The organism is Enteroscipio rubneri (genome assembly GCF_002899715.1).
Lineage (GTDB): Bacteria > Actinomycetota > Coriobacteriia > Coriobacteriales > Eggerthellaceae > Enteroscipio > Enteroscipio rubneri.
The window spans coordinates 1-24,105 of the sequence record NZ_PPEK01000023.1; the positions used below are offsets into that span (position 1 = coordinate 1).

3 protein-coding genes are annotated in these 24,105 nt (G+C 63.1%); all 3 read left to right on the top strand.

Going from position 1 to position 24,105, the window contains the following annotated elements; translation table 11 throughout:
* The first annotated feature begins 7 nt into the window (after window positions 1-7).
* Window positions 8-21,520, top strand: coding sequence for a M26 family metallopeptidase (locus C2L71_RS12070; protein ID WP_204600487.1), 21,513 nt, complete (start codon window positions 8-10; stop codon window positions 21,518-21,520).
* A complete protein-coding gene (locus C2L71_RS11550) occupies window positions 21,502-23,673 on the top strand; it encodes a hypothetical protein (protein ID WP_103265914.1) in 2,172 nt (723 codons plus the stop codon). Before C2L71_RS12070 ends, C2L71_RS11550 begins: the two co-directional genes overlap by 19 nt.
* Before the next feature lie 50 nt (window positions 23,674-23,723).
* The coding region (locus C2L71_RS11555) for a hypothetical protein (RefSeq protein WP_129588519.1) at window positions 23,724-24,105 on the top strand (382 nt) is incomplete at its 3' end.

Below are 24,105 nucleotides of genomic sequence, written 5' to 3' on the forward strand. Positions count from 1 at the left end.
CAAGGGCTTGGCCTCCGGCGAAACCGTCTCCGTCATCAAGGCAGACGGCACGGCCAAGGACGTCGTTCTTCCCACCTACGACGCCAGCGCAGGCGGCCTGCAAATTGGCACGGCCGAACAGTTGGCGTTGTTCACCTATCTGAACATGACCGCAGCCCGCAAGATGGAAACCTCTTCCATCGATGCCTCCAAGCAGAACCGCGAGCTGTCGGCAGTCCTCGCTAACGACATCAACCTCGTTGGCACCGAGTACAGCCAAACAAGCGGCACTCCGCTAGCATGGACCCCTATCGTCACCACACAGCACGGCGAAGTCAGCGCGAACTATGCTGGCACCTTCGACGGCCAGGGTCATACCATTAGTAACCTTACCAAAACTGGCTCGGTGACAGGGCAAAGCGGCTGGGGTTTGTTCGGTTTTGTCAGCGCTGGCGGAACGGTGAAGAACGTACTGCTCAAAGACGTGAACATTAATGTAACGTCCGACGATTATCTTACCGTAGGTGGCATTGCGAGCCAGCTGACCGGCGGAGCCGTGGTGGAGTCATGCGGCGTGCTGTCAGGCACCATCGGAAAAGATCCTACAGCCAACAGACTGACTGGCGGCATTGTGGGTGATCTCTATATAGGTGGCGGCACTATCAAAAACTGTTTCTCGAACGCCACTATGCTGGGTAATCAGAGTGGTGGTATCCTCGGGCGTTCGATATCGACTGGTACGCACACTCTGGAGAACTGCTACTTCACGGGTGTCGCTACCAACGCCATGATTGCAGCGCGGACGGCGACAACCTCGGTCACCAACTGCTACAGCACCAGCGATGCAACGTTGGATGCCGGCACCAAGATAACCTCCGACCAGCTGAAAACCTGGGGCGCGGCCTACCAGCTGAACGGCGGGGCCACGGGCGGCACGGGCGCAACCGGCAACGTGGCCGACATGGCCACGTGGCGCATGGACGATCCGGCCAATCCCAAGAACGGCGGCTTCCCCGTGCTCTGTGCGGCGGGCGAGACCATGGACAAGGCCTCCGACTGGCAAGACGTGGGCGAATGGGTGGAATCCTTCAATCCCAACGACGTCAACGGCCAAGCCATGAAGCCCGCGGGCGACGGTGCCGACGCAACCCCGTTCCTCATCAGCACTCCCGAGGCGTTGGCCTGGCTGGGCATTGAAGTGGAGGCGCACAACAGGAACCACAAGATAAGCGCCACGCTGCTGGGCGACATCGACTTGGCCGGCACCCGTTACGGCGGCTCCATCGACGAATCCGCCGCAACCGCCGAGGCAAAATACCACAACGCCCTTCCCTGGATACCCATCGGCCGCACGGTAGCCTTCGGAGGCGGAACGTTCAACGGCCAGAATTTCACCATCGAGCACATGAACGCCGCTGCCTACGAGGATGTGTCGTACGCATTCTCCGGGCTGTTCGCGAAGACGGACGGCGCCGTGCTGCGCGACGTCTCTCTGCGCTCGGGCGTGGTGCTTATGGAGAACCTAGGCGAGTCGAATCTGTACGTAGGCTCTCTGGCCGGTGTCATCGACTCCGGGACGAACGTCGTCAACTGCGTGAACGAAAGCGTCGATGTCGTCGTAAGGGGGCACGAGGCCGACGATGCCGAGATCGGCGGACTCGTGGGTTCCGTGCAGAGCTCCTCGCTGTACGGATGCCGCAACGAGGGCAACGTGACCACGAACGAACCCAGCAGGGATGCGAACGGGTTTGCCGGCGGCATCGCCGGCGGCGCCGATGCCGGGAAGATGCTTCTGTGCTTCAACAGCGGCACGTTGACCAGCACGGGGTACCCGGAAGCGGACGGCCTAGGATGCATGTACGTGGGAGGAATCCTGGGTGGCGCGCCCGGAAGATCTGCTAAGACGCAGATCATCCAATGCGGCAACATTGGATCCGTCGCCCCCACCGGCGCCTCTTACGCTGCAGGTATCGTGAGCCTTGTCTCGTGGGACGCTTCCGACACGAACCTCCAGATTGCGAGCAACTACAGCGCCGGCCCCATCGGCGTGGCTGCGAGCGAAGACCCGAGCAAGGTGTACGCAATTTGCCCGAATTACATAGCTTCGCTCGGCGGCGTAAGCATGAACGCTTACTGTACCGTCAATACCGATGTGCTCGTTGCCTACGAGCTTAATGATGCGAACTTTGGCAACATTCTTGGCAAAACCACTGCCGAGATGCAGGGTTCAGCGTTGCTCAGCGATTTGAACATCAAGCTGTACGCGTACACGGGCACCGATGATCCCAAAGCGCCCAGCGGCGACTTGCTCTACAACATCTACGAGTGGACGAACGCCCCCGACCACAACGGTTACCCCATCCCGTCGCTCAAGGCGTCGAGCTCGGCCTATGCCGACTGGGGCACGGTTGGCACGGCCATCCGCGCGAAGCAAGCCGACCTCACCGCCGGCTCGGCCACCATCAGTGCAGGCCTCGCCGACCCCCTGGGCAACTCGCCCACCACCCTCGTCCCCCAGGTGCAGAAAGAGGCCGACGGCACGCTGCTCATCTCCACGCCCGAGCAGCTGGCGTGGTTCCAGGCCTCCATCGACGCCGACTCCGGCACCTGGGCCGGCAAGAACGTCAAGCTCACCGCCGACCTCGACCTTTCGGGCACGAAGTACGGCGGCAAAGTGAATTCGACCGCCACTACGGATAAAGACAAGTATGCGACCTGCCTGCCGTGGACGCCCATCGGCGGCATGAGCGATACTTCGGCCACCGCAACGCCTGCCAAAGCCTACACTGGCACGTTCGACGGCGGGCGGCACGCCATAACCAACCTCGCTCCCGTCAAGCGCGGATACCATGTGGGTCTGTTCGGCATCGCGCACAATGCCACCTTGCGCGGCGTGAACGTAGCCTCGGGCTACATAGCGGGCGTCGATCGTGCGGCCGGCGTGGTGGCCCGCATCACCGGCATCACCACGGTGGAGGACTGCTCGAACGCGGCCACCGTGTATTCCGACCCCTCGAACGCCGGCGGCGGCAGCGGAACGGCCTGCAACACGGGCGGCGTGGTGGGCTGCGCGTATATGGGGGATACCTTCTACATCCGCCGCTGCTCGAACACCGGCGACGTGAGGGCTATTCGCGACGCCGGCGGCGTCATCGGCTCCACGAACTGCACTAATCCTGGCATTATCGAGGACTCGTACAACACGGGTAACATCACTGCTACGGCTAACAGCGGCGGTTACGGTACCGGCGGCGTCATAGGCACGGGGGGTAACGTAAGTAGGATGGCCCGCTGCTACAACGCGGGCGACGTGAACGGCTCAAAAAAAGGCGCTCTCTCTGACTCGTTTACCTCCGGCGCCACGGTGGAATCGTGCTACTACGACGGCTCGAAGGCGGGCGCGACCGGCTCAGGTACTTCCCTCACCTCCGACCAGCTGAAAACCTGGGGCACGGCATACCAGCTGAACGGCGGCGCGACGGGCGGCACGCAAAGCGGCAACGTGGCCGGCATGAACACCTGGACGTTCGCACCCGACAGCTACCCCCAGCTGATCGCGCGCAACGCCGACGGGTCGCCTGCGGCCTCCATGCAGAAGGCCTCCGACTGGGGCCAGGTGGGCGAATGGGTCGAGAACTTCTGCACGGCCACTGATACGGGGGAGACGGCAGGCTTCAAGCCGAACCTGTCCACCAACAACGGCACGGCCACCGACAAGCCCATCACGCTGACCACCCCCGAGGCGCTTGCGTGGTACGCCTACAAGCTCAACACCAATCCAACGGAAACCATTTCCGGTACAACCACGTACGCCGACGCGCACGTGAAGCTGTCCGCGCCCTCGGGCGCCATCGACCTGACGGGCGAACCCTACGGCGGCTCGTTCGATGCGAGCGCGGCAACCGCGAAAGACAAGCACCGCAACGTTGTGGGCTGGGTGCCCATGGGCACGCGCGACAACCCCTTCGCCGGCACGTTCACGGCCAAGGGCACGAACATCGAGCGCTTCCACATTCCCGGCAGGAACAACCCGGGCCTGTTCGAGTGCGGCAGCGACGCGACGCTCTCCGACGTGACCATAGCGAGCGGCTATTTCAACCATACCGGCGGCGTGGCCGGCGGCTCCCTGATGGCCTACGCGACGGGAGACGTGACCATGACCGACTGCCGCAACGCGGCGGAGGGGCATGGAGCCGGCTCGGGAACGTACCTTGGCGGCTTGATGGGCAAATCCCTAGGCGGAAGCGTCACGATGTCGCGCTGCATGAACCAGGGAGACCTGCAAACCGAAAGCAACTACGCAGCGGGGCTGCTGGTTGATTTCTCATCCGGTTCCAGCGGCAAGCTGAGCGTGTCTGATTGCGGCAATACCGGAGCCCAAGCCGCTAACGCCGGCGTGGCCGGGTTGGTTGTTAATATGAGGACGAACTCGCCCGATGCCGGGGCTTTGAGCATCGTGAACAGCTACAACTTCGGCCCGGGAACCGAGACGGGCGTCATGGAAATGACGAACGGGGCTATCTACGGGGGCGTATCGTCCGGGAATCTGCTTGTGAGCAACTGCTATTACAACAGCACCATAGAGGGGCATAATGACGGCGGCGCTACCCCCAAGACCCCCGTCGAGTTCGCCTCCGGCGAGGTGGCGTGGCTGCTGAATGCCGCGTCTGCGGAAGGCGTGCTGAACGAGAGCGTACCCGTGGGCCGCGACGTGTGGAACCAGCGCATCGACCGCGACCCGGTTACCGGGGAGTTCCAACCCACCGGCGGCCTGCACCCCACGCTGGATTGGATGCCGGCCACGCTCCATCCTTTGGTTCGAGCGACGATCCGCCTTCAGGGCGCGCCCTTGGCGCGCGCGGCGGCGGTCGATTCTTACGAATACGCGAATGAAGGTTCGATGCTGGCGCTGCCCGCCGGCTATTCGAAGTACTACATGGGTTCCCTCGGCGGTCCTGAGATTAGTAACCCGTATTTCATTCTTTCCCATACCGGCGACTTCATGGTGTACGCCAAGGGCATCTCGTCCTGGGCCGACGTGGCCGCCTCGGCGTCCGAGGCCGAATTGCGCGCCACCGACACGGGCAGCGGCCTCATGGCGCTTTCGGGCTCCGGCTCGGCCAGCCAGCCCTACATCATCTCGTCCCCGGAGGCGCTGGCGTGGTTCGCCTACCAGGTGAACACGAAGAACGCGGACTCCATCGCTAACACGCAAGCCGCCGGCGGCTCCGACCCGGCCTTCACCGCCGCGCCCGGCCTCGCCTACGGCGCGGCGCACGCCCGGCTGGGCGCCGACATCGACCTTACGGGGCCCGCCGGCAGCGCGTCGGCGACCCCGTTGCCCTGGGTGCCCATCGGGTGGGAGTCCACGTATACCGGCACGTCGGTGTACACCGGCAGCTTCGACGGCAAGGGCCACACAATCGACCATATGTGGGTTGGCACCGACGGAGAGGCCGGCCTGTTCGGCCGCACCGGCTCGGGCACCATAGCGAACCTGGCCCTGGGCACGAACTCGTCCGTGCGGATCGACGCTCCCTACGCAGTCGCCAGCAAGCATGCCGCGGGCGGGTTGGTGGCCGTGGCGGACGGCACGCATATCGAGGGTTGTCTGAGCGGCGCCAGCGTGACGGCCAACCTCGGGGTTCGTGGATCGAGCGGAGCCGCTAATGAGGCAGCCGTGGGCGGCCTGGTGGGCGTGTTCGCGAACCCTGGCAGCATCGAGCGGTCGGCGAACACGGGCGCGGTTTCCTCCGAAGAAGGAGTGCCTGGCGCCCCGACGCGGCTCGGATTGGGCGGGCTCGTGGGCGATGACGCGCAGTCCGGCGGTGGCACGTCCATTGACGGATGCTTCAACAGCGGAGCCGTAACTATTGCGGTCTCCTACGGGGATCTCTCGTTCGCAGGCGGCCTGGTGGGAAAGGCGTTCGTGCCTGGAGATTTGACGGAGGTGTCGTATAGGGGAACCACGGTGACCGACAGCTACAACACGGGCGCGATAGCGGTGTCCAGCAGCGCGGGGAGCTCGGTCTCTGGACTCAGCGTGGATACCGTCTTCCCCGTGGGACGCACCAGATACGCGGACGCAGCCGCCATCGCATCCCGCGCGGTGAGCAACGTGCTCACCCTCGACACCGTTGTGGGTGCGGAAGTCGGCTCGATGGGAGGCGTGTCCGGTGCCGGCACCGTCACCAACCTCCTGGGGGCGAAATCGGTCTCGGCGGGTCAGCTGAACACCTGGGGCGCAGCCTACGAGCTGAACGGCGGCGCCACGGGCGGCACGGCCGGCGACGGCGCCGTGGCCACCATGGACAAGTGGGGGATCCTGAGCGGGGCTTCGTCCCCCATGCCCGTCATCCAGGGTTCCACCGCGGCAGCGGCCTCCATGCCCGCGGCCTCCAGCTGGGAAGACGTGGGCTCGTGGGTTGACAACTTCGACCCTGTGGACGAGCGCGGAAACAAGTTCAAACCCGACCTGCTGGTCAGCGACGGCTCGGCTGCGCTCAAGCCCATCCAGCTGGGCTCCTCCGAGGCGCTGGCGTGGATGGCTTGCAAGGTGAACTACGACAACGGCGGCAAACCGGTCGAAACCAGCACGCTCACGTACGGGACCTCGTTCTACCAGCTGACGGACGACGTCTCGCTGGCCGGCACGAAGTACACCGACGGCACCGTCCGGCTCGATTGGCTGGGCATCGGTTCCCTTGGCTCCCCATTCGGCGGAGCGTTTGCGGGAGGCTCGCACGCTGTCGACGGGCTATCCGTCGTTTCGACGCGGAATTATCAAGGATTCTTCGGATACATGAGCGCTCCGGAGGGCGCGGCTGAGAAGGCGTCCGTCCATGATCTTTCTCTCTCGGGTTCGGTTTCGGGCGGCGAGTGTGTTGGCGGTTTGCTGGGGCAGGGCGTGAATGTGCGATTGAGCAACCTGTCTGTGCGAGTTGACGTAACCGGCAGCGATAATGTTGGTGGCGTTGTTGGGCGTTTGGAAACATCATCCGAAGGATCTGCTGTCTCGCATACGGGTACCGTTGGAGCCACAGTTGGGTGTGCAGGAGGGTTCGTCGGTAATAGCGTTTCTACCGTACTGACTGACGTTTCCCATGTGGGAAGCGTCAGCGCTCCGGACAAAGCAGGCGGCATCGGCGCAGTATACGGTTCGTTTCGCTCGTGCTCTCTGACCAATGCTTACGTTGCGGGAACGGTGAAAGTGAATGCAGGTGGCCTTTCCTATGCGCTTGTAGGAGATACTTATAATACCAACCTTGCGAACTGCTATTTCGACGAGGCGGCGGGGCCTTCGCTCGCGCATCCCACATCCGGCATGGCCTCTGCCACCAACGTCGAGGCCAAGACCGCCGACGAGTTCGCCTCCGGCGAGGTTGCCTGGCTGCTGGACACGGCGTCGGCCGACGGCGCCACAACTGGCAACGCGCACCGCAACGTGTGGGGGCAGAACGTCGGCCGCAACGCCGACGGCCAACTGGATGCCACAGCGGGCGACGCGTATCCGGTTGCCGGCGTCTCCGCTGCGCACCCGTGCGTGCTCAAGATCGACCAGGACTTCGACGCCACCGCGTTCCCTGGCGAGTCTACGCAGACGACGTATGCGAGCGCGGGCAGCAAGGTGAAGCTGGCCGTTGTGACGGACGCGTCCAAGAAGCTGAAGTACGTCCTGGCCGGCAACGAGTTGGGCGATTCCACCACCGGCGAGACGACCATCAAGAGCCCCTACACGGTGCATGCCTCCCGCACCGCCGACTTGTCCATCACAGCGAAGAACGGCGCGGTGTTCGACAGCTGGGAGTCGCTGGCCACCGCGGTGGACACCGGCCAGACGGTCACCATGCTGGACGGCACGCCCAGGAACATGGGCGAGTACAAAAACATCGACGGCGCCGGCACCGCGGCCGACCCGTACCAGATCGACTCCCCCGAGGCCTTCGCCTGGTGGGCGTTCAAGAAGGCCTCGAACACCGCGACCAGCCATGCTGTGCTGACGCAGGGAATCAGCCTGTTCGGTAACGACTACGTGGACGCCGCCCCCGGCCCTGACGCGAAGAACGTGGACGGCAACGACGGCGCCGACGGCATCCCCGACAACATCAGGGAAGCCCTCCCGTGGCCGGGCACGGCTTCGCTCGGTGAGTATCCCGGCAGCGGTTCGAACACCGGCTCGCTCGACGGCGGCGGGAATGCCGTCAGCCATCTGTACGTTGCGTCCGGGGACGGCGGGCTGTTCAGGTCGGTGGCCGCCGGTGCTGTTCGCAACCTCGTCATGGACGCGGGTCTGGTGGATTCGGATGGGTATGCCGCAGGATCCGTTGCGGCCGTTGCCACAAACTCCGTGTTCGTCAACGTGGCGAACGAGAGCGTGGAGGTTCGCAAGGTCGGCGCCGCTGACGATATCCGGGGAGCTGGCGGCCTGGTGGGCTACACCGGCGGCGCGGGCACCATCGCCACGTTCGTGAACTGTGCGAACAAGGCCGACGTATCGAGCGGCAAACATGCCGGCGGCATCATCGGCGCGGCTGATGCCGGGGGGACCTTCTACTTGTGCTCGAACGAGGGAGATGTCTCCGGAACATCCGCGGGCGGTTTGACCTCCAATATCGGCAGCGACGCTTGCAACGGGTTCGTCGAGGCGTGCTCGAACACGGGCGCGATCGCCTCCACGGCGGGCGCAGCAGCCGGCTTGGCGTGCGCGGACAGATTCGCTTCGTTCAAGAACAGCTACAGTGCGGCCGCGGTGACGGCCGCCGGCGGCACCGCCTACGCGCTCGCCGACGCGGGCACGCTCACCGACTGCTACTTCGACCAGGACGCGTTCCGCTCGGCCACGACTCCGGGCGCCTCGGGCGCCACGGCCAAGACCTCGGACGAAATGAAGGCCCCCGGCTTCGCCGCCGACCTGAACGTCGCCCTGTCTGCGAGTGCGACCCAGTCGGAGGGCGTCGCGCTGAACAAGTACCAGTGGATGCAAGCCGCCGACGGCAACACGAACAAGGGCTACCCCTACACGGCCGCACGTGTGTACGCCGACTGGGGCGACGTGGGCGCCGACCAGACCGAGACTACGCTGCGCGCTTCCGGTGCTCTGACGGGCGGCAAGGGTGCGAACGAGTCCGACGCGGTAGTAATCAACTCGCCCGAGGCCTTGGCATGGCTTGCGAAGCAGGTCAACAGCGGAGGGGACATCTTCGCCGGCGGATCTGAAGGGTATATGGCAATCCAGGCCTACGTGAAACTGGGTGCCGATCTTAGCTTGAAAGGCACGAAGGCCTCCGGAGCCGTCGACGACTACGTGGCGGCCGACCATCGCGGCCTGCCGTGGGTGTCTATGGGCACAAGTTCGTACCCGTTCCAAGGAACCTTCGATGGCTGTGGCCACGAGGTGGATTATGTCACGGTCGCTGAAGGTGGCTCCCCAGAAGGGTTCTTCGGGTACGTGAGCGGCACCGTGAAGAACATGGGCATCGGCGCGAACAGCAAGATGACGTCCGGCGGAACAAGTGCCAGCATCGCCGGTGCTCTGGTGCAGCGGCTACAGGGCGGCACCGTCGATGGCTGCTGGAACAAAGGTGATGTTTCTTTGACTGGCAATAAGGTGGGCGGCCTCATCGGTCAAGCAAGCGGCACGTTAAAGAACTCCTGGAACGAGGGCTCGGTGTCTTGTAGCAACCAGTACGCAGGTGGCCTAGTGGGCCTGGTCGGACGAGGCGACGACCTCGTGGTGGAAAACTGCTACAACAAGGGCAACCTGAGCAATTCTAATACCATCGCCGGTCTGGTTACGGCCGAGAGCGGTGCTACCGTGAGATTCTCAAACTGCTACAACGCAGGCGAAGTGCGCGCCGGCAATGCAGGTGCTCTGTATGTTAACGACGCCGGAAATGCTGCGGGTGCCACCTTCACGAACTGCTACTACGAAGAGGGTAAGGTTGTCTATGTCGACCCTCAGGACGCCACCGCGGCTGGCCTGACCAGCATGACTGCGGCCCAACTGAAAAGCTGGGGCGCGGCCTACCAGCTGAACGGCGGCGCCACCGGCGGCACGGCTGGTGACGGCAACGTGGCCAACATGTCCACCTGGACGTTCGACGTCGCGAATCCGGGCTATCCCGCGCTCATTGCGCGCAATGCCTCCGGCATGGCGACGGCCGCCATGTCCAAGGCCGCCGACTGGTCCGACGTGGGCGCTTGGGTGGAGAACTTCAATCCCTCCACCTCCGATCCGCTTAAGAAGTTCAAGCCCGCCGGCGACGGCTCGACGGGCGCGTTCAACGCCACTACGGACACGGGTCCCTACCAGATAACCACCCCCGAAGGTCTGGCCTGGTTCGCCTACAAAGTGAACAACGACAACGCGGCATTCGGCAGCAAGAGCGCCGCCGTCCCGGAAGGCTCTCCGGCGTTCGACCTCGCGGGCGTGAAGTACGGCGGCCAGGTGGACGCGGGTGCCTCGAGTGACGAGGCTAAGTATGCGAACGCGCTGGCATGGGAGCCTGTCGCGAAAGGCGTGGCGACCGTCTCGTACAAAGGCGACTTCGACGGTGGTTTGGTTCCTATGAAGAACCTGTACGTGCCGAAGAATGCATCAAGCACAACGAACCTTTCAGGATTGTTTTGCTCCGTGAGCGGCTCGACGATAAAGCGCACGGTCGTTGAAAGCGGTTACGCCGCATCCAGTACGGTCAGCGCCGGCATCGCCGCCCAGGCGGAGAATGCAACGTTCGAGCAATGCTCAAGTGGCGTGTCTTTGAACGGCTACTATCAGGCTGGAGGTATCGTCGGCAACGCGGTTGGGACGTTGAGCGTAAAAGATTGCCTCAACGAAGGGGCGCTCATGGCGGGAACCGAACGTGGAGGCATTGTTGGGGCGGCGCGGGATGCAGCTTCCATCACCATAACGAACTGCTCGAACGTCTACGCGCTTGCCGATGGCCAGTTCGACCCCATCACCAAGGAAACCACCGCGGTGTCCTTCGCGAACAACTACTATCTGAGCGGCGGCAGCGCTTCGACCTACGGCACCGCCAAGACCGCCGACGAGTTCGCCTCCGGCGAGGTTGCCTGGCTGCTGGACACGGCGTCGCCCGACGGCACCACTACCGGTGGAGCGCACCGCAACGTGTGGGGGCAGAAGGTGGGCCGCGATGCGACCACCGGAGAGCTTGCCGCGGGCGGCGACGCGTATCCGGCGTTCCTCGATGCCGCTGCGCACCCGTGCGTGCTCAAGCTCGCGCAAGATTTCGACAACGGCGTGTTTGGCGACGACATTGCCGAGCCTTCGCAGGCTTCCTATGCGAACGCGGGCAGCAAGGTGAAGTTGGCTGTTCCAACCGATCCGGCCAAGAAGGTCAAGTACGTGCTGTCCGGCAACGAGGAAGGCAGTGATTCCACCGTTGAGACGGTCATCACCAGTCCCTACACGGTACATGATTCTCGCACGGCCGACTTGGCTATAACCGTGAAGAACAACGCGGTGTTCGAGTCGTGGGCGAAGCTGGCCGACGCAGTGGATACCGGCGACACAGTCACGCTGACGAACGGCGACTCCAAGAACATGGGCGATTTCAAGCCTACAAACGCCGGCACCGTGGGCGACCCCTACCAACTTTCAACTCCCGAGGCCTTCGCTTGGTGGGCATACAAGTCCACCGGCGCCGACTACGCCGTGCTCACGGCTGACATCAGCCTGTTCGGCGAAACCTACATAGAAGCGACCCCCGGTGTCGACGAGAAGGACGTGGACGGCAACCCCGGCGCCGACGGCATCCCCGACAACATCAGGGAGGCCTTGCCGTGGCCGAACACCACCACGGGCGTGCGCCTGGACGGAGGCGACTTCACGGTCGAACATCTCTACGCGACCGTCGGTCTGCTCAAAGATGCGGTTGACGTGCGCAACCTGACGCTTGCCAAGGGCTTGGTTGACGCATCGGGGCAGGCCACTGCTTGGGCCGGTGCGTTCGCGTCCACCGGTGCGGCTAACGCGGTCTTCGCGAACCTTGTGAACGAGAGCGTCTCCGTGCGGGGCTTGGGCGGAGGGGACAACCGGGCCGGCGGCATCGTGGGTGGAGGTCAGGATCAGACGACGTTCGTGGCCTGCACGAACCGAGCGTCGGTGAAGGGGTCTTGTATGGTCGGCGGCATCCAGGGATGCGCGGCGGGCGAAGCCGGTACTTCCTTATCGTTCTACCTCTGTTCGAACGAGGGCGCTGTCGAGTCGGACACGTCCTCCGATGCAACGGTAGGCGGAATAGACGGCGGTACCCGTGAGTCGTGGTTATACGGTTGCTCGAACACGGGCGATTTGGTCTCGCAGAATGAGGCTTACGGGTTCGGATGCCAAGCGATGGCCACCAACTGCTATAACGGCGCCACCGTTTCCGTGAGGGGCGGCGGCGGGTACACGTTCCCCACTGACGCCGCCGGCGGTCCAACGGTGTACTACGACAAAGAGAAATACACGGAGGGTATAAACCCTTCGTCCGCCACAGGCATGCTTACGACCGAGATGCAGAGCAAAGCCTTCGCCACCACGTTGAACGCTGAGCGCTCGGATGTGGCCGAGGTCGCCGGCATCGACCTGACCGAGTACCGATGGATGTTCGACCCTACCGTGAACAAGGGTTACCCCCACATAGCCAAACGCGTGTACGCCGACTGGGGCGACGTGGGCGCCGACCAGGACGAGGGCAAGCTGCGCCTCACCTACTGGGACGATGTGAGCGGCACCTGGAAGACGGCCGCCGACGCGTCAGCTGTGCCTTCCGGCATGGCTGCCCTCGAGGGCACTGCCACAGACGGTTTCACCATCCGCAGCGAGGAAGCGCTGGCGTGGTTCGGCGCACAGGTGAATGCAGGCGCAACCGGCTTCGCATCTGCGAACGTCACGCTGGTGGCGGCCGGTTCGCACACCGCGTTCGACCTTGCAGGCACGGCCTACGGCCACAGCGTGGACAGTGCCTTGTCGGAAGCCGACGTGGTCGAAGCGGAGGCCAAGTACAAAACCGCGCTTCTGTGGGTGCCCATCGGCACAGAGACAAACCCGTTCACCGGCACGTTGCGTGCCTACGGCACCGAGATCCAGAACATCGTTGTTTTCGAAACGCCTGACAACAACCGCGGACTGTTCGGCGCCGTTAACGGCGCGGAGCTTGCCGGCGTCGAGGTGGCGAGCGGTTTGATGCGGCGTACTGTCGCCGTCTACAAAGGTAAGAACACTGGAGGCATAGTCGGTGTCGCGTCTGGCGTGACTAAACTTGTGGACTGCGAGAACGCGGCAGTCTCAAGCGGTGGTCCCAATGGAGGTCTGGTGGGTTTGGCTAAATCGGCCGAACTGAGCATCGTCCGATCGGGTAACCGAGGCTTGGTCGATGTCGGCATGGATATAGCGGGGGGCCTCGTAGGGCTCGTCGACGGAGGATCTTGCACGATCACCGATGGCTACAACAGAGGCAAAGTGTCGGTAAACGGTGACGGGTGCGGTTTCGTAGGCGCTCTTGAGGGTGGCGCAACGCTCCGCTTAGACCGTTGCTACAATGCGGGATATCTTTCGACTGCCGAGAATTCTTTCATGTTCTCGCCGAACGAGGTTGGCGTAGGGGAGGATTGCTTCTACGATGCAACCGTAAATCCCAGATACACCAACTCTGCTGGTCTCAAGGCCCTGACCACCGCCCAGCTGCAGACCTGGGGCGCGGCCTACCAGCTGAACGGCGGCGCCTCAGGCGGCGCGGGCGCGACCGGCAACGTGGCCGACATGTCCACCTGGACGTTCGACGCCGCGAACCCGGGCTACCCCGAGCTCATCGCGCGCGACGCCTCCGGCGCGGCGACGGCCGCCATGTCCAAGGCCGGTTCCTGGTCCGACGTGGGCCTGTGGGTCGAGACCTTCAACCCGTCCACGGCCACGCCGCTGGAGAAGTTCAAGCCCGCGGGCGACGGCTCGACGGGCGCGTTCGACGCTGCTACGAACACGGGCCCCTACCAGATCACGACCTCCGAAAGCCTGGCCTGGTTCGCCTACATGGTGGGTTCTCAGCCCGATGCGTACAGATCCAAGAGCGTCGAGCTGATGTCCGATATCAACCTGGAGGGTGCCGCCTATGGCGGGTACCTGGACGTTCCGGCCTTCGGCGCCGATGCGTCCGACGCGTACAAGACATGCCTGCCCTGGGATCCCATAGGGGGCGTGTCTGATAGGGCCGTTCGGTACGCGGGATCCTTCGACGGTGGGGGACACGACGTTCTGAACGTGCGCATCGACGGCGAAAGATACGGACATCCTTATGCGCTGGGAATCTTCGGCTTCCTTGAAGGAGCTGCGGTGAGGAACCTGGCGTTGAAGTCCGGCCTCGTGCAAACGTCTGCCAGCAGTTCATACTCGGGAGCGATCGCCGGAAACGTCGACGGCGCGCACTTGTCCGACGTCGTCAACGAAGGCGTGCGTGTGCTGGAAGGTTACTGCACAGGGGGCCTGGTCGGCAACGCCAGAGGGGCGTCGAGCGCGTTCGAGCAATGCGGGAACGAAACCCAGGTGACATGCGGGACTGCGTACCAGTACACAGGAGGCCTCGTAGGCCGAGTCGAAGCGGGCGGCACGTCTTTCGTCGATTGCGCGAACGCGGGCGAGGTGTCGGGCGCTTCTATCAACGGAGGCATCGTCGGGTACTGCGCTGTGGGTGGTGTGGCGCTCGCCTCCTGCCTCAACACCGGCAGGGTCGCGACGTCTGGCGGCTACGCCGGCAACTTCCTAGGAGATGGATCGGGCGGGATCACCTTGGCCAACTGCTACTACTTGCAGGGTGCCTGCGCACCGAACGGGTCCGAGGGCGCTTCCGTGGCCAAGACCGCCGACGAGTTCGCCTCCGGCGAGGTTGCCTGGCTGCTGGATACGGCGTCGGCCAATGGTGCTACAACCGGCGGCCCGCACCGCAACGTGTGGGGCCAGAAGGTGGGCCGCGACGCGACTACCGGTGAGCTTACCGCGGGCGGCGACGCCTACCCGGCATTCCTTGATGCCGCTGTGCACCCGCGCGTACTCGCGCTCACGCAGGACTTCGACAACGGCGTGTTTGGCGACGATACTGCCGAGCCCTCGCAGACTTCCTATGCGAACGCGGGCAGCATGGTGAAATTGGCTGTTCCAACCGATTCGACCAAGAAGATTAAGTATGTCCTGGCCGGCAACGAGGAAGGCAACGATTCTGCCGTCGAAACAACGCTCGAGAGCCCTTACCTGGTGCACTCTTCTCGTGCGACCGACCTGGCTATCGCCGTAAAGAACGGCGCCGTGTTCGAGTCGTGGGCGAAGCTGGCCGACGCGGTGGACGCCGCGCCCGGCACCGAGACCACGTTGACCGACGGCACAAAGAAGGATATGAGCACCTATAAGCCCGCTGGCGCTGGCACCGTGGACGACCCCTATCAGCTGTCAACCCCGGAGGCCTTCGCCTGGTGGGCGTTCAAGAAGGGCGGCCACGCAAAGCTGACGGCCAACATTAGCCTGTTCGGCGACAACTACGTAGGCGCCACTCCCGGAGCGCTGGACGCCGATGGCATCCCTGGCAACATTAAGAACGCACTTCCCTGGACGGGAATCACTGTCGGCACCAACCTGGACGGCGGTAACTTTACCATCACACACCTGTACGGCACCACCGGCTTGCTGAGCGAGGCGGTTGACCTGCGCAACCTCACGCTGGCCGAGGGTCTGGTGGACGCAACTGGGCAGACTAACGCACAGGTGGGCGCGTTCGCATCCACGAGCTCCGATACTAATGCTGTGTTCGTCAATCTTACGAATCAGAGCGTTGCTGTATTCGGTTCGGGCGATTCTAGCAATGGCTATGCCGGCGGTATAGCTGGCTCGTCGGTTGGCACACCCTCATTCGTGAACTGCACGAACAGAGCCCCGGTGAGTTCCGCTCACTGGACGGGTGGCATTCTAGGAGGTATGAAAGGGCTCCCGGACACCGTTGCTCCCCAGTTCTACCTCTGCTCGAACGAGGCTGACATCGACGTATCCAGCACAGCGTACTCCATAGGCGGCGGTATTGCTGGCTCCGCCTACAAAGGTGATATGGAGGCATGCTCGAATACGGGTGCGATCAGTGCTGCTGGCGACTGTGCGGGGTTGGTCGTCTCCGAACCCGCTTTAACTGGACGCAATTGCTATAATGCCGGTGCCGTTTCGGGTGCAACCTATAGCAATGATCAGTTTGGCGGCGGCACGTATCAGGATTCGTATTATAACTCTGCTTTTGCTGCCCCGACATTGGGCGGCGGTACGCCAAAGAGTTCGGCCGAGATGAAGGACGCCGCGTTCGCTGCCGATCTGGACAGAGTGCTGGTTCAAAGCACCACCGAAGTGGCCGGCATAAAGCTCGCACGTTACCAGTGGATGTACGACTCCACGGTAAACAGCGGCTACCCCCACATCGCCGAGCGGCCCATTACCAACTGGGGCGATGCGGGTGCTGCCCAGGACGAGGCTAAGCTACGTCTCACCTACTGGGACAACGCGACCAGCGCATGGACGCTTGCTGCAAACGCATCTGCCGTGCCTTCCGGCATGGCTGCCCTCGAGGGTACCGCTACAGACGGTTTCACCATTCGCAGCGAGGAAGCGCTGGCGTGGTTCGGCGCACAGGTGAATGCAGGCGCAACCGGCTTCGCATCTGCGAACGTCACGCTGGTGGCGGCCGGTTCGCACACCGCGTTCGACCTTGCAGGCACGGCCTACGGCTTCGACGTGACGGCGGGTGGCGCCGACGACAAAGCCAAGTACAGCACCTGCCTGCCGTGGGTACCCATTGGCACCGAGGCGAACCCGTTCGCCGGCACGCTACGCGCCTATGGTTCGCCGATTCAGAGCCTCTACATCGGCGCGGTCGACGACGATGTCCACGGTCTGTTCGGCACGGTGGACGGCGCCACGCTTCTGGGTGTCGAGGTGAGCGACGGCTATGTACAAGCTGGCAAGTCGAGCAGCTTAGGTTGCGCCGGTATCGTTGCGGGTCAAACGCTCGGCACCGTCGTGCTGGAGGACTGCCACAACGCGGCAACCGTGCGCGGTGACAAGACCGGAGGACTGGTGGGTCGGGTGCTTTCGGGCAGCCTGACGGTGCGCACGTCGTCCAACGAGGGCAAGGTGGAGATCCAAGGTGGCCAGCCGGTAGGCGGCGGCCTGGTGGGCGCAGCCAAAGCACCCGTTCAGATCTCCGACAGCTACAACGTGGGCACGGTCGAGGGCGATTGGTCTGTCGGCGGGTTAATTGGCCTGCTCGAAACACCTGCGTCAGCTTCCTTCGACCGCTGCTTCAGCGCTGGCAACCTTGTCAATATACACAACGCCGATCAGAAGGCTGCGTTTGCCTACACAATACAAGCTTGCCCTATCACCATCGGCGAGGGTTGCTACTACGACTCTGACGTCATTTCCGGCACCCAGGATGCCGCGAGTGTGACTGGCCTCACCACCGCTCAACTGAAAACCTGGGGCGCGGCCTACCAGCTGAACGGCGGCGCTGCGGGCGGCACGGGCGCGACCGGCAACGTGGCCGACATGTCCACCTGGCGCATGGCCAAGGACTCCTCCGAGAACGGCGGCTACCCCGTGCTGTTCGCCATCTCGGGCAACGGCGCCACTTCCGGTACCATGCAGAAGCCCGCCGACTGGTCCGTGGTGGGCGCTTGGGTGGACGACTTCAACCCTTCCACCTCCACCCCGCTTAAGAAGTTCAAGCCCGCCGGCGACGGCTCGACGGGCGCGTTCAACGCCACTACGGACACGGGTCCCTACCAGATAACCACCCCCGAAGGTCTGGCCTGGTTCGCCTACAAAGTGAACAACGACAACGCGGCATTCGGCAGCAAGAGCGCCGCCGTCCCGGAAGGCTCTCCGGCGTTCGACCTCGCGGGCGTGAAGTACGGCGGCCAGGTGGACGCGGGCGCCTCGAGTGACTCGGACAAGTACGTGAACGCACTCGATTGGGTTCCCATAGGATTCTATGAACCGGGCGGCACATCCAGCCTGTTATACCAAGGCTCTTTCGACGGCGGCCTCGTTCCTGTTCGGAGCCTCTCTACGGTGACGCGCGACATATCGGGCTTGTTCGGTTTCACGGGCGATGCTTCCATCAAACGCGTCGTCGTGGAAAGCGGATATCTGAGCAATAACGGGGCGGGGGGCATCGTCGTGGAGGCATGTGCATCGAAGACGCTAGTCATCGAGCAATGTGCGAATGGCGCGACGGTGGAAGCTACATTTTGTTCTGGCGGTGTTGTGGGTCAAGCCACCGGAACCGTGCGTATGCGGGATTGTTACAATTGGGGGCAGGCGTCCCGTGGGTACGCACGAAGCGGTCTGTGCGGTAACGTCAAATCTGGCGGAACGCTCGATATTGCGAACTGCTACAGCACGTTCGTGAGTGCGTTGACCGATTACGATTCTATCGTCATGAATGACGGCGGCACCGTAGTCGGGGCCAACAACTACTATCTGAGCGGCGGTCGTTCAGCTCACGGCATGGCCAAGAACGCTGCCGACTTCCGCTCCGGCGAGGTGGCGTGGCTTCTGGACACGGCGTCGACCGACGGTGCCAGCACGGGCAACGTCCATCGCAACATGTGGGGTCAGAAGGTGGGTCGCGACGCCGACGGCGTGGTCGACTCCTCGGGCGACGCCTATCCGGCGCTCGGCATCACCGACGCGCACCCGCGTGTGCTCGCCCTCACGCAGGACTTCGACGCCGCACTCGGCGACGACACCGTCGAGCCAACCCAGACGGCCTACGCAAATGCGGGCACGCCGGTTGCGCTCGCGAAGTCGAAGGTCGACTCAACGAAGGCTCTCGTTTATCGCCTCACGGGCAACGATGCGGGAACCGACCCGAGTACGACCACGATCATCGGCAGTCCCTACACGGTGGATGCTTCGCGCGACACCGACCTCGACATCGCGGTGATCAAGCCGGTGTTCGACTCGTGGGAGATGCTGGCTGATGCGATAGATTCCACCGATCCCGGCGTGAGCACAATTACCCTGCCCAACGGTAAGAGCCGCGATATGAGCGTCTACAAACCTACAGACGCCGGTACCGAGGCCGATCCCTACCAGATCGACTCCCCCGAGGCACTCGCCTGGTGGGCGTACAAGTCCACCGGCTACGCCGTGCTTACGGATAACATGAGTCTGTTTGGTGCCGACTACATGGGCGCGGTTCCCGGCACCGACTCGAAGGACGTGGACGGCAACGACGGCGCGGACGGCATTCCCGACAACATCAGGGAAGCCCTCCCATGGCCGAACACCACCACAGGCGCACACTTGGACGGCGGTGGCTTCACCATCAGCCACCTCTACGCGACCAACGGCCTGCTCAAGGGAGCGGTGGACGTGCGCAACCTGACGCTTTCCGAAGGTCTTGTTGATGCAGCCGGACAGAGCATGGCGAGCGCCGGCGCGTTCGCGTCAACCGTCGCATCGGGTGCGATCTTCGCGAACCTCGTAAACCAGAGCGTCGCTGTGCGAGGCTCGGGCGATGCGCAATGCATAGCGGGCGGCATTGTGGGCGAGGGCACGGATGCGGCCGTGTTCATGGAATGCGTGAACCGGGCTTCTGTGGGCATGTCGTACTATGCTTCCGGCATCATGGGCCTCAGTTACAGTTCATTGCACGTTCAGTTTTACCTCTGCGCAAACGAGGGCACTGTCGACGTTTCCGACGTAAGCTCGTCCAGAGCTGTCGGCATCACAGCATCTCGGGATTTTGATGCGGAGGCGTGCTACAACACTGGTTCTGTGGAGGCGGACTTCCTTGCTGCCGGGCTGTTTGGTGCCACTGAAGCTTCAATCAAAAACTGTTACAACTCCGGCACGGTGGCTAGCACTTCAGGAAGAGCTTCTCAGATAGCGGATACCACAAACTCCTCGCTTCCCAAGATCACCGTTGAGTCTTCGTACTACAACAGCGACCTCGGCGTTCCTGCGTCGAACGTAGGTACCTTCGGCACGCCCCGTTCCGCTGCCGATATGCAGACCGATGGGTTTGTCGATCTGTTGGATGACGTATTGGCGAAAAGCAAGAGCGAAGCGGCCGGAATCAAGCTCGCTCGTTACCAGTGGACGCGCACCGACGGTACCAATAAGGGGTATCCCTACACTGTCGCCGGTCGTGCGTTTTCTAACTGGGGCGAAGTGGGTGCCGATCAGGATGAGGCCGAACTGCGCACAACTGCGGTGGTTGGCTCCGAAAACGGCTTCGCGCTCTCGGGCGAGGGGTCTGAGGCAAGCCCCTACGTCATATCCAGCCCCGAGGCCTTCGCGTGGTACGCCCATAAGGTGAATAACTCGGGTAGAAGTTCCATTGCTAACTCGGATGGAAGTGCTCCCGGCCTCACCTATAACAAGGCCTATGTCAACCTGGGCGCTAATATCGACCTCTTGGGCAAGCCTTACGGCGGCAAAGCCGATGAGACCCAGCCCACGGCTGCCCAGAAATATGCAAATGTGCTTGATTGGATTCCCATCAGTAATGTTCTTCCTCATTTCGACGGTAAGGGTCATACGATCAGCCATCTCTACATCAACGCCCCAGATAAGAACGACCAGGGTCTGTTCGGCAAGGCAGATGAATATGACTCCCGCGCGCCACGCGGTTTCGTAAAGAATACGTCCGTCGATCGCACGAGCTACGTGTATGGCGGCGACAGCGTGGCCGCTATTGTCGGTTATACGCGGGGAGGGGTTGTCGATATAGTCAACTGCTCGAATGCGGCTGAAGTCAAGGGTTCCATCGAAGTCTCCGGTATCGTGGGTCAGGGCGCCTATTCCTGCATCATTATTGGTTGCGCGAATACGGGCGACATTACCGGCACTACGTGTGTTTCCGGTATCGTGGGCTCAAACACCTCCTCTATTATGAATTGCTACAACACTGGTGCTATCACCGCCAGTGGCTCGAGCGACTGGGCCGGGGGCATCTCCGCGAACGGGGACGGCAAGATAGTAAACTGCTACAACGCAGGTCCTGTGAAAGCAGCAGATGCGGGCGCTATCGACGGTAGTGGCCGTAGCAACTGCTACAACTGCTTCTACGACAAGGACGCCTCCACGCCAAGCGATGCCGCTGCCGGCTCTGTTGTGGGAGTTGTCAACAAGACTGACGTTGCTGATAAAACGCAGGGCGTTTCGGGCGCGGAGCTTAAGAGCTGGGGTGCGGCTTACCAGCTGAGCCGGGTTTCGTCTACTCCGAACGGCAGCGGTGAGTTTAATTACACTTCAGAAAGCAACGTCGCGAATATGGCCGCGTGGCGTCAGGCTACGGGCAGCGCGAGCGCAGGTACGCTTGAGAACAACGGCTACCCGGTACTTGTTGGACTGGATAATGTTGCAGTCGACGGCGGTGTGGTGGATCATCTGCAAGCAGCCTCGTCGTGGGTCGATGTGGCCACCTGGGTGGACACGTTCCTCGCCGCCGATGAGAAGGTTAACCAGCGGTACCCGGTGCCATGGCGGGCACGGCCCTGAACTACAAGCCCAACACCACGACAAACGACGGCTCTACGGCCAATGCGGCCATCGAGCTTGCCACCCCAGAGGCGCTGGCGTGGTATGCGATGAAAGCAAGTGCAACGGGTGGTTCGAGCCTCTGTGCCACCATGACGTCCAGCATGTCTCTTGCCGGCACCAACTACACCGGTGTCGCGCAGGCCGATGTGGATGCGAACGTCTCCAAGGCACTACCGTGGAAGTCTATTGCGGGTACGTTTACCGGCACGTTCACCAGCGGCGGCAACACCGTCGATGGTTTGTACGTCTACCACGATAAGGGTCTGTTTGGCACCGTGGGTGGCGCGGGTTCCATTTCCGGGCTGTCCATTGGCGCAAACTCGCTCATCGAAAGCGGCGCGGAGAGCACCGGTGCCGTTGCTGCCTCTCTGGAAGGCACAGCTTCTATCACCGACTGCGTCAATGCCGCGGCGGTCAGGTCAACAACGGGCGTGGCAGCCGGCATTGTCTACGATGTGCAAGGCTCAGCCACAATCGAGCGTTGCGGCAACGCGGGCGCCATTACAGCCGGAAGCACGCGGGCAGCGGCCGGCATCGCAGGGTGGGTGCGCGACGGCAGTTCCGGCTCTATCAAGAACTGCTACAATACCGGCGCTATCACCGGCGGCGGACCGGTGGAGGTAGGCGGCAAACCGTGCTGGGCGGCGGGCATCTGCTTCTCGTACAACTCGTCGGTGCCCTTGGCCAGCTGCTACAACGCCGGCACGGTCTCGGACGCCGTCAAGGTGGTGCCCGTCGCATCGAAGGGCAGCGGCGCGGCAGCGTCCATGTCCAACTGCTACTACGACAACAACGTCTTCACGGGAGCAGCAGCGGCAGAGGGTTCGACCGGTCTTCCCACTGATCAAATGAAGGCTTGGAAGACCGCCTATAAGCTGAACGGTGACACGTACGTTGGCAGCACCGACGGCACAAACCCGGCACACACCGTGTGGACGGTTGCCGCTGACAATACTGTGAATAGCGGCTATCCCGTCTTCGGCGACCTGAAAACCGATACGGCAGTGGCCACCATCGATCCGGATGTCACCACCATGGCAGGTGTCGCTTCGGCGGAGTTGACGTCGGCTTTGGGCACTTCCGTTTCGCTCGGCGCATCCTCTGAGGTGCTGGCCGCTCCCACGTGGGAGTCCAGCGACACCGCGGCGACCGAGCCCACGTTGCGTAGCGCTACAACCGAGGTGTCCGACAAGTTCTCCTCGTGGGGTACCACCAACGCCGATGCCAACGTGGCTTTGTCCCTGGGCGAGTGGGATACGACGTCGATGGGGCTTGCGGGTTCGCCTGTTGTGCTGACCAGCGGCCTAGCCGCAGGCGACACGCTTGCCACAACAGATGCCTCTGCCGCAGGCGTGGCGCTCAACGTGGCCGCGGCCTACGGGCGTGCCGACACGCTCACCTACCAGGTGCTGCTGGCCAGCGGAAAGAAATGCTATAGCACCACCATCACGGTGAAGCCGGCGACGCGCCGCACGATTTCTGCCGACACCAAGGTGGACGCCGAACTGTTTGAGCTCTCTCCCGATGGCACCGTGAAGTCCGCCGAAGCCAAGCGCTCCAGCAAGGTGCAGAACCAAGGCGCGGCCCCGGTCGCCGGGTCGGTGACGTCCATCGAGCCCCTTGCCAAAGACAGCGTGATCAGCGGCGACTTCAATGGCGACAGCATTCCTGAGTCGGTGACCATTACCGACGAGCTGGTTCCCACGGCTGAGGGTACGACGCTTTTGGATTCCAACGAGTCTGTCTCTCGCGCCGAGGGCGGCATGGTGAAGCTGGGTGTGAAAGCCAAAGACGCCGCAACCGGTGCCGATGCCGACAAGAAGACCAACATCGGTGGGCTGTGGACAGGGTTGCCGACGGAGCTGCCTCTCTACTTCGTGCCCAGCTCGGGCAGCACGGCGGGCACCGTGCCGCTGGCGTTTTCTCTGCCTGGTACGACCGATGCCGATGCGCCCAGCGTTTTGAGCTACCTGTACTTCATGGACTACACCGGCACCTACGTCTTGCCTGCGGGCGCTACGGCGGGCTCCTTCGGCTATCGGATGGCCTACGAGCTGTCCATCCCCGCAGGCGATGTGGATGCCGCTACTGCAAGCAAGACGACTCCCTAACAAAATAGATTGCCTCACGGCAGTTCTGGAATCGACTATTCAAGGATCGCATGGGAAAGAAGAAGGACAAGAAGAAGGGCATGGACATGGAGGCGAAGCTCGTCGCGGCTAACCGCATGGCGCTGGCCGCGTTCGAGGCGGCCGACGCCCTCCAGCGCCGCGCGCTCGAGTCCGGCTCGGGAGTCGAGGAGGCCACCGACGCGCTGCGCTGCGCACTGGAGGCGCTCGGCGCCGTGCAGGCGGCCGACTCGCGCCCCCGCGACGAAGAGCTCGTGCGCAGCGCATTCAAGCGGGCGAAGGCCGTACTTAAGCGCACCGAGGCCCTCAAGGCCGCCGCCGACGCGCAGCCGTCCGAGCCGCTGAGCGTGGCCGAACCTGCATGCGTGGCCGCGCGTGTGGCCGAGCCTGCGGAGGCGGGGCCACGCATGCAGG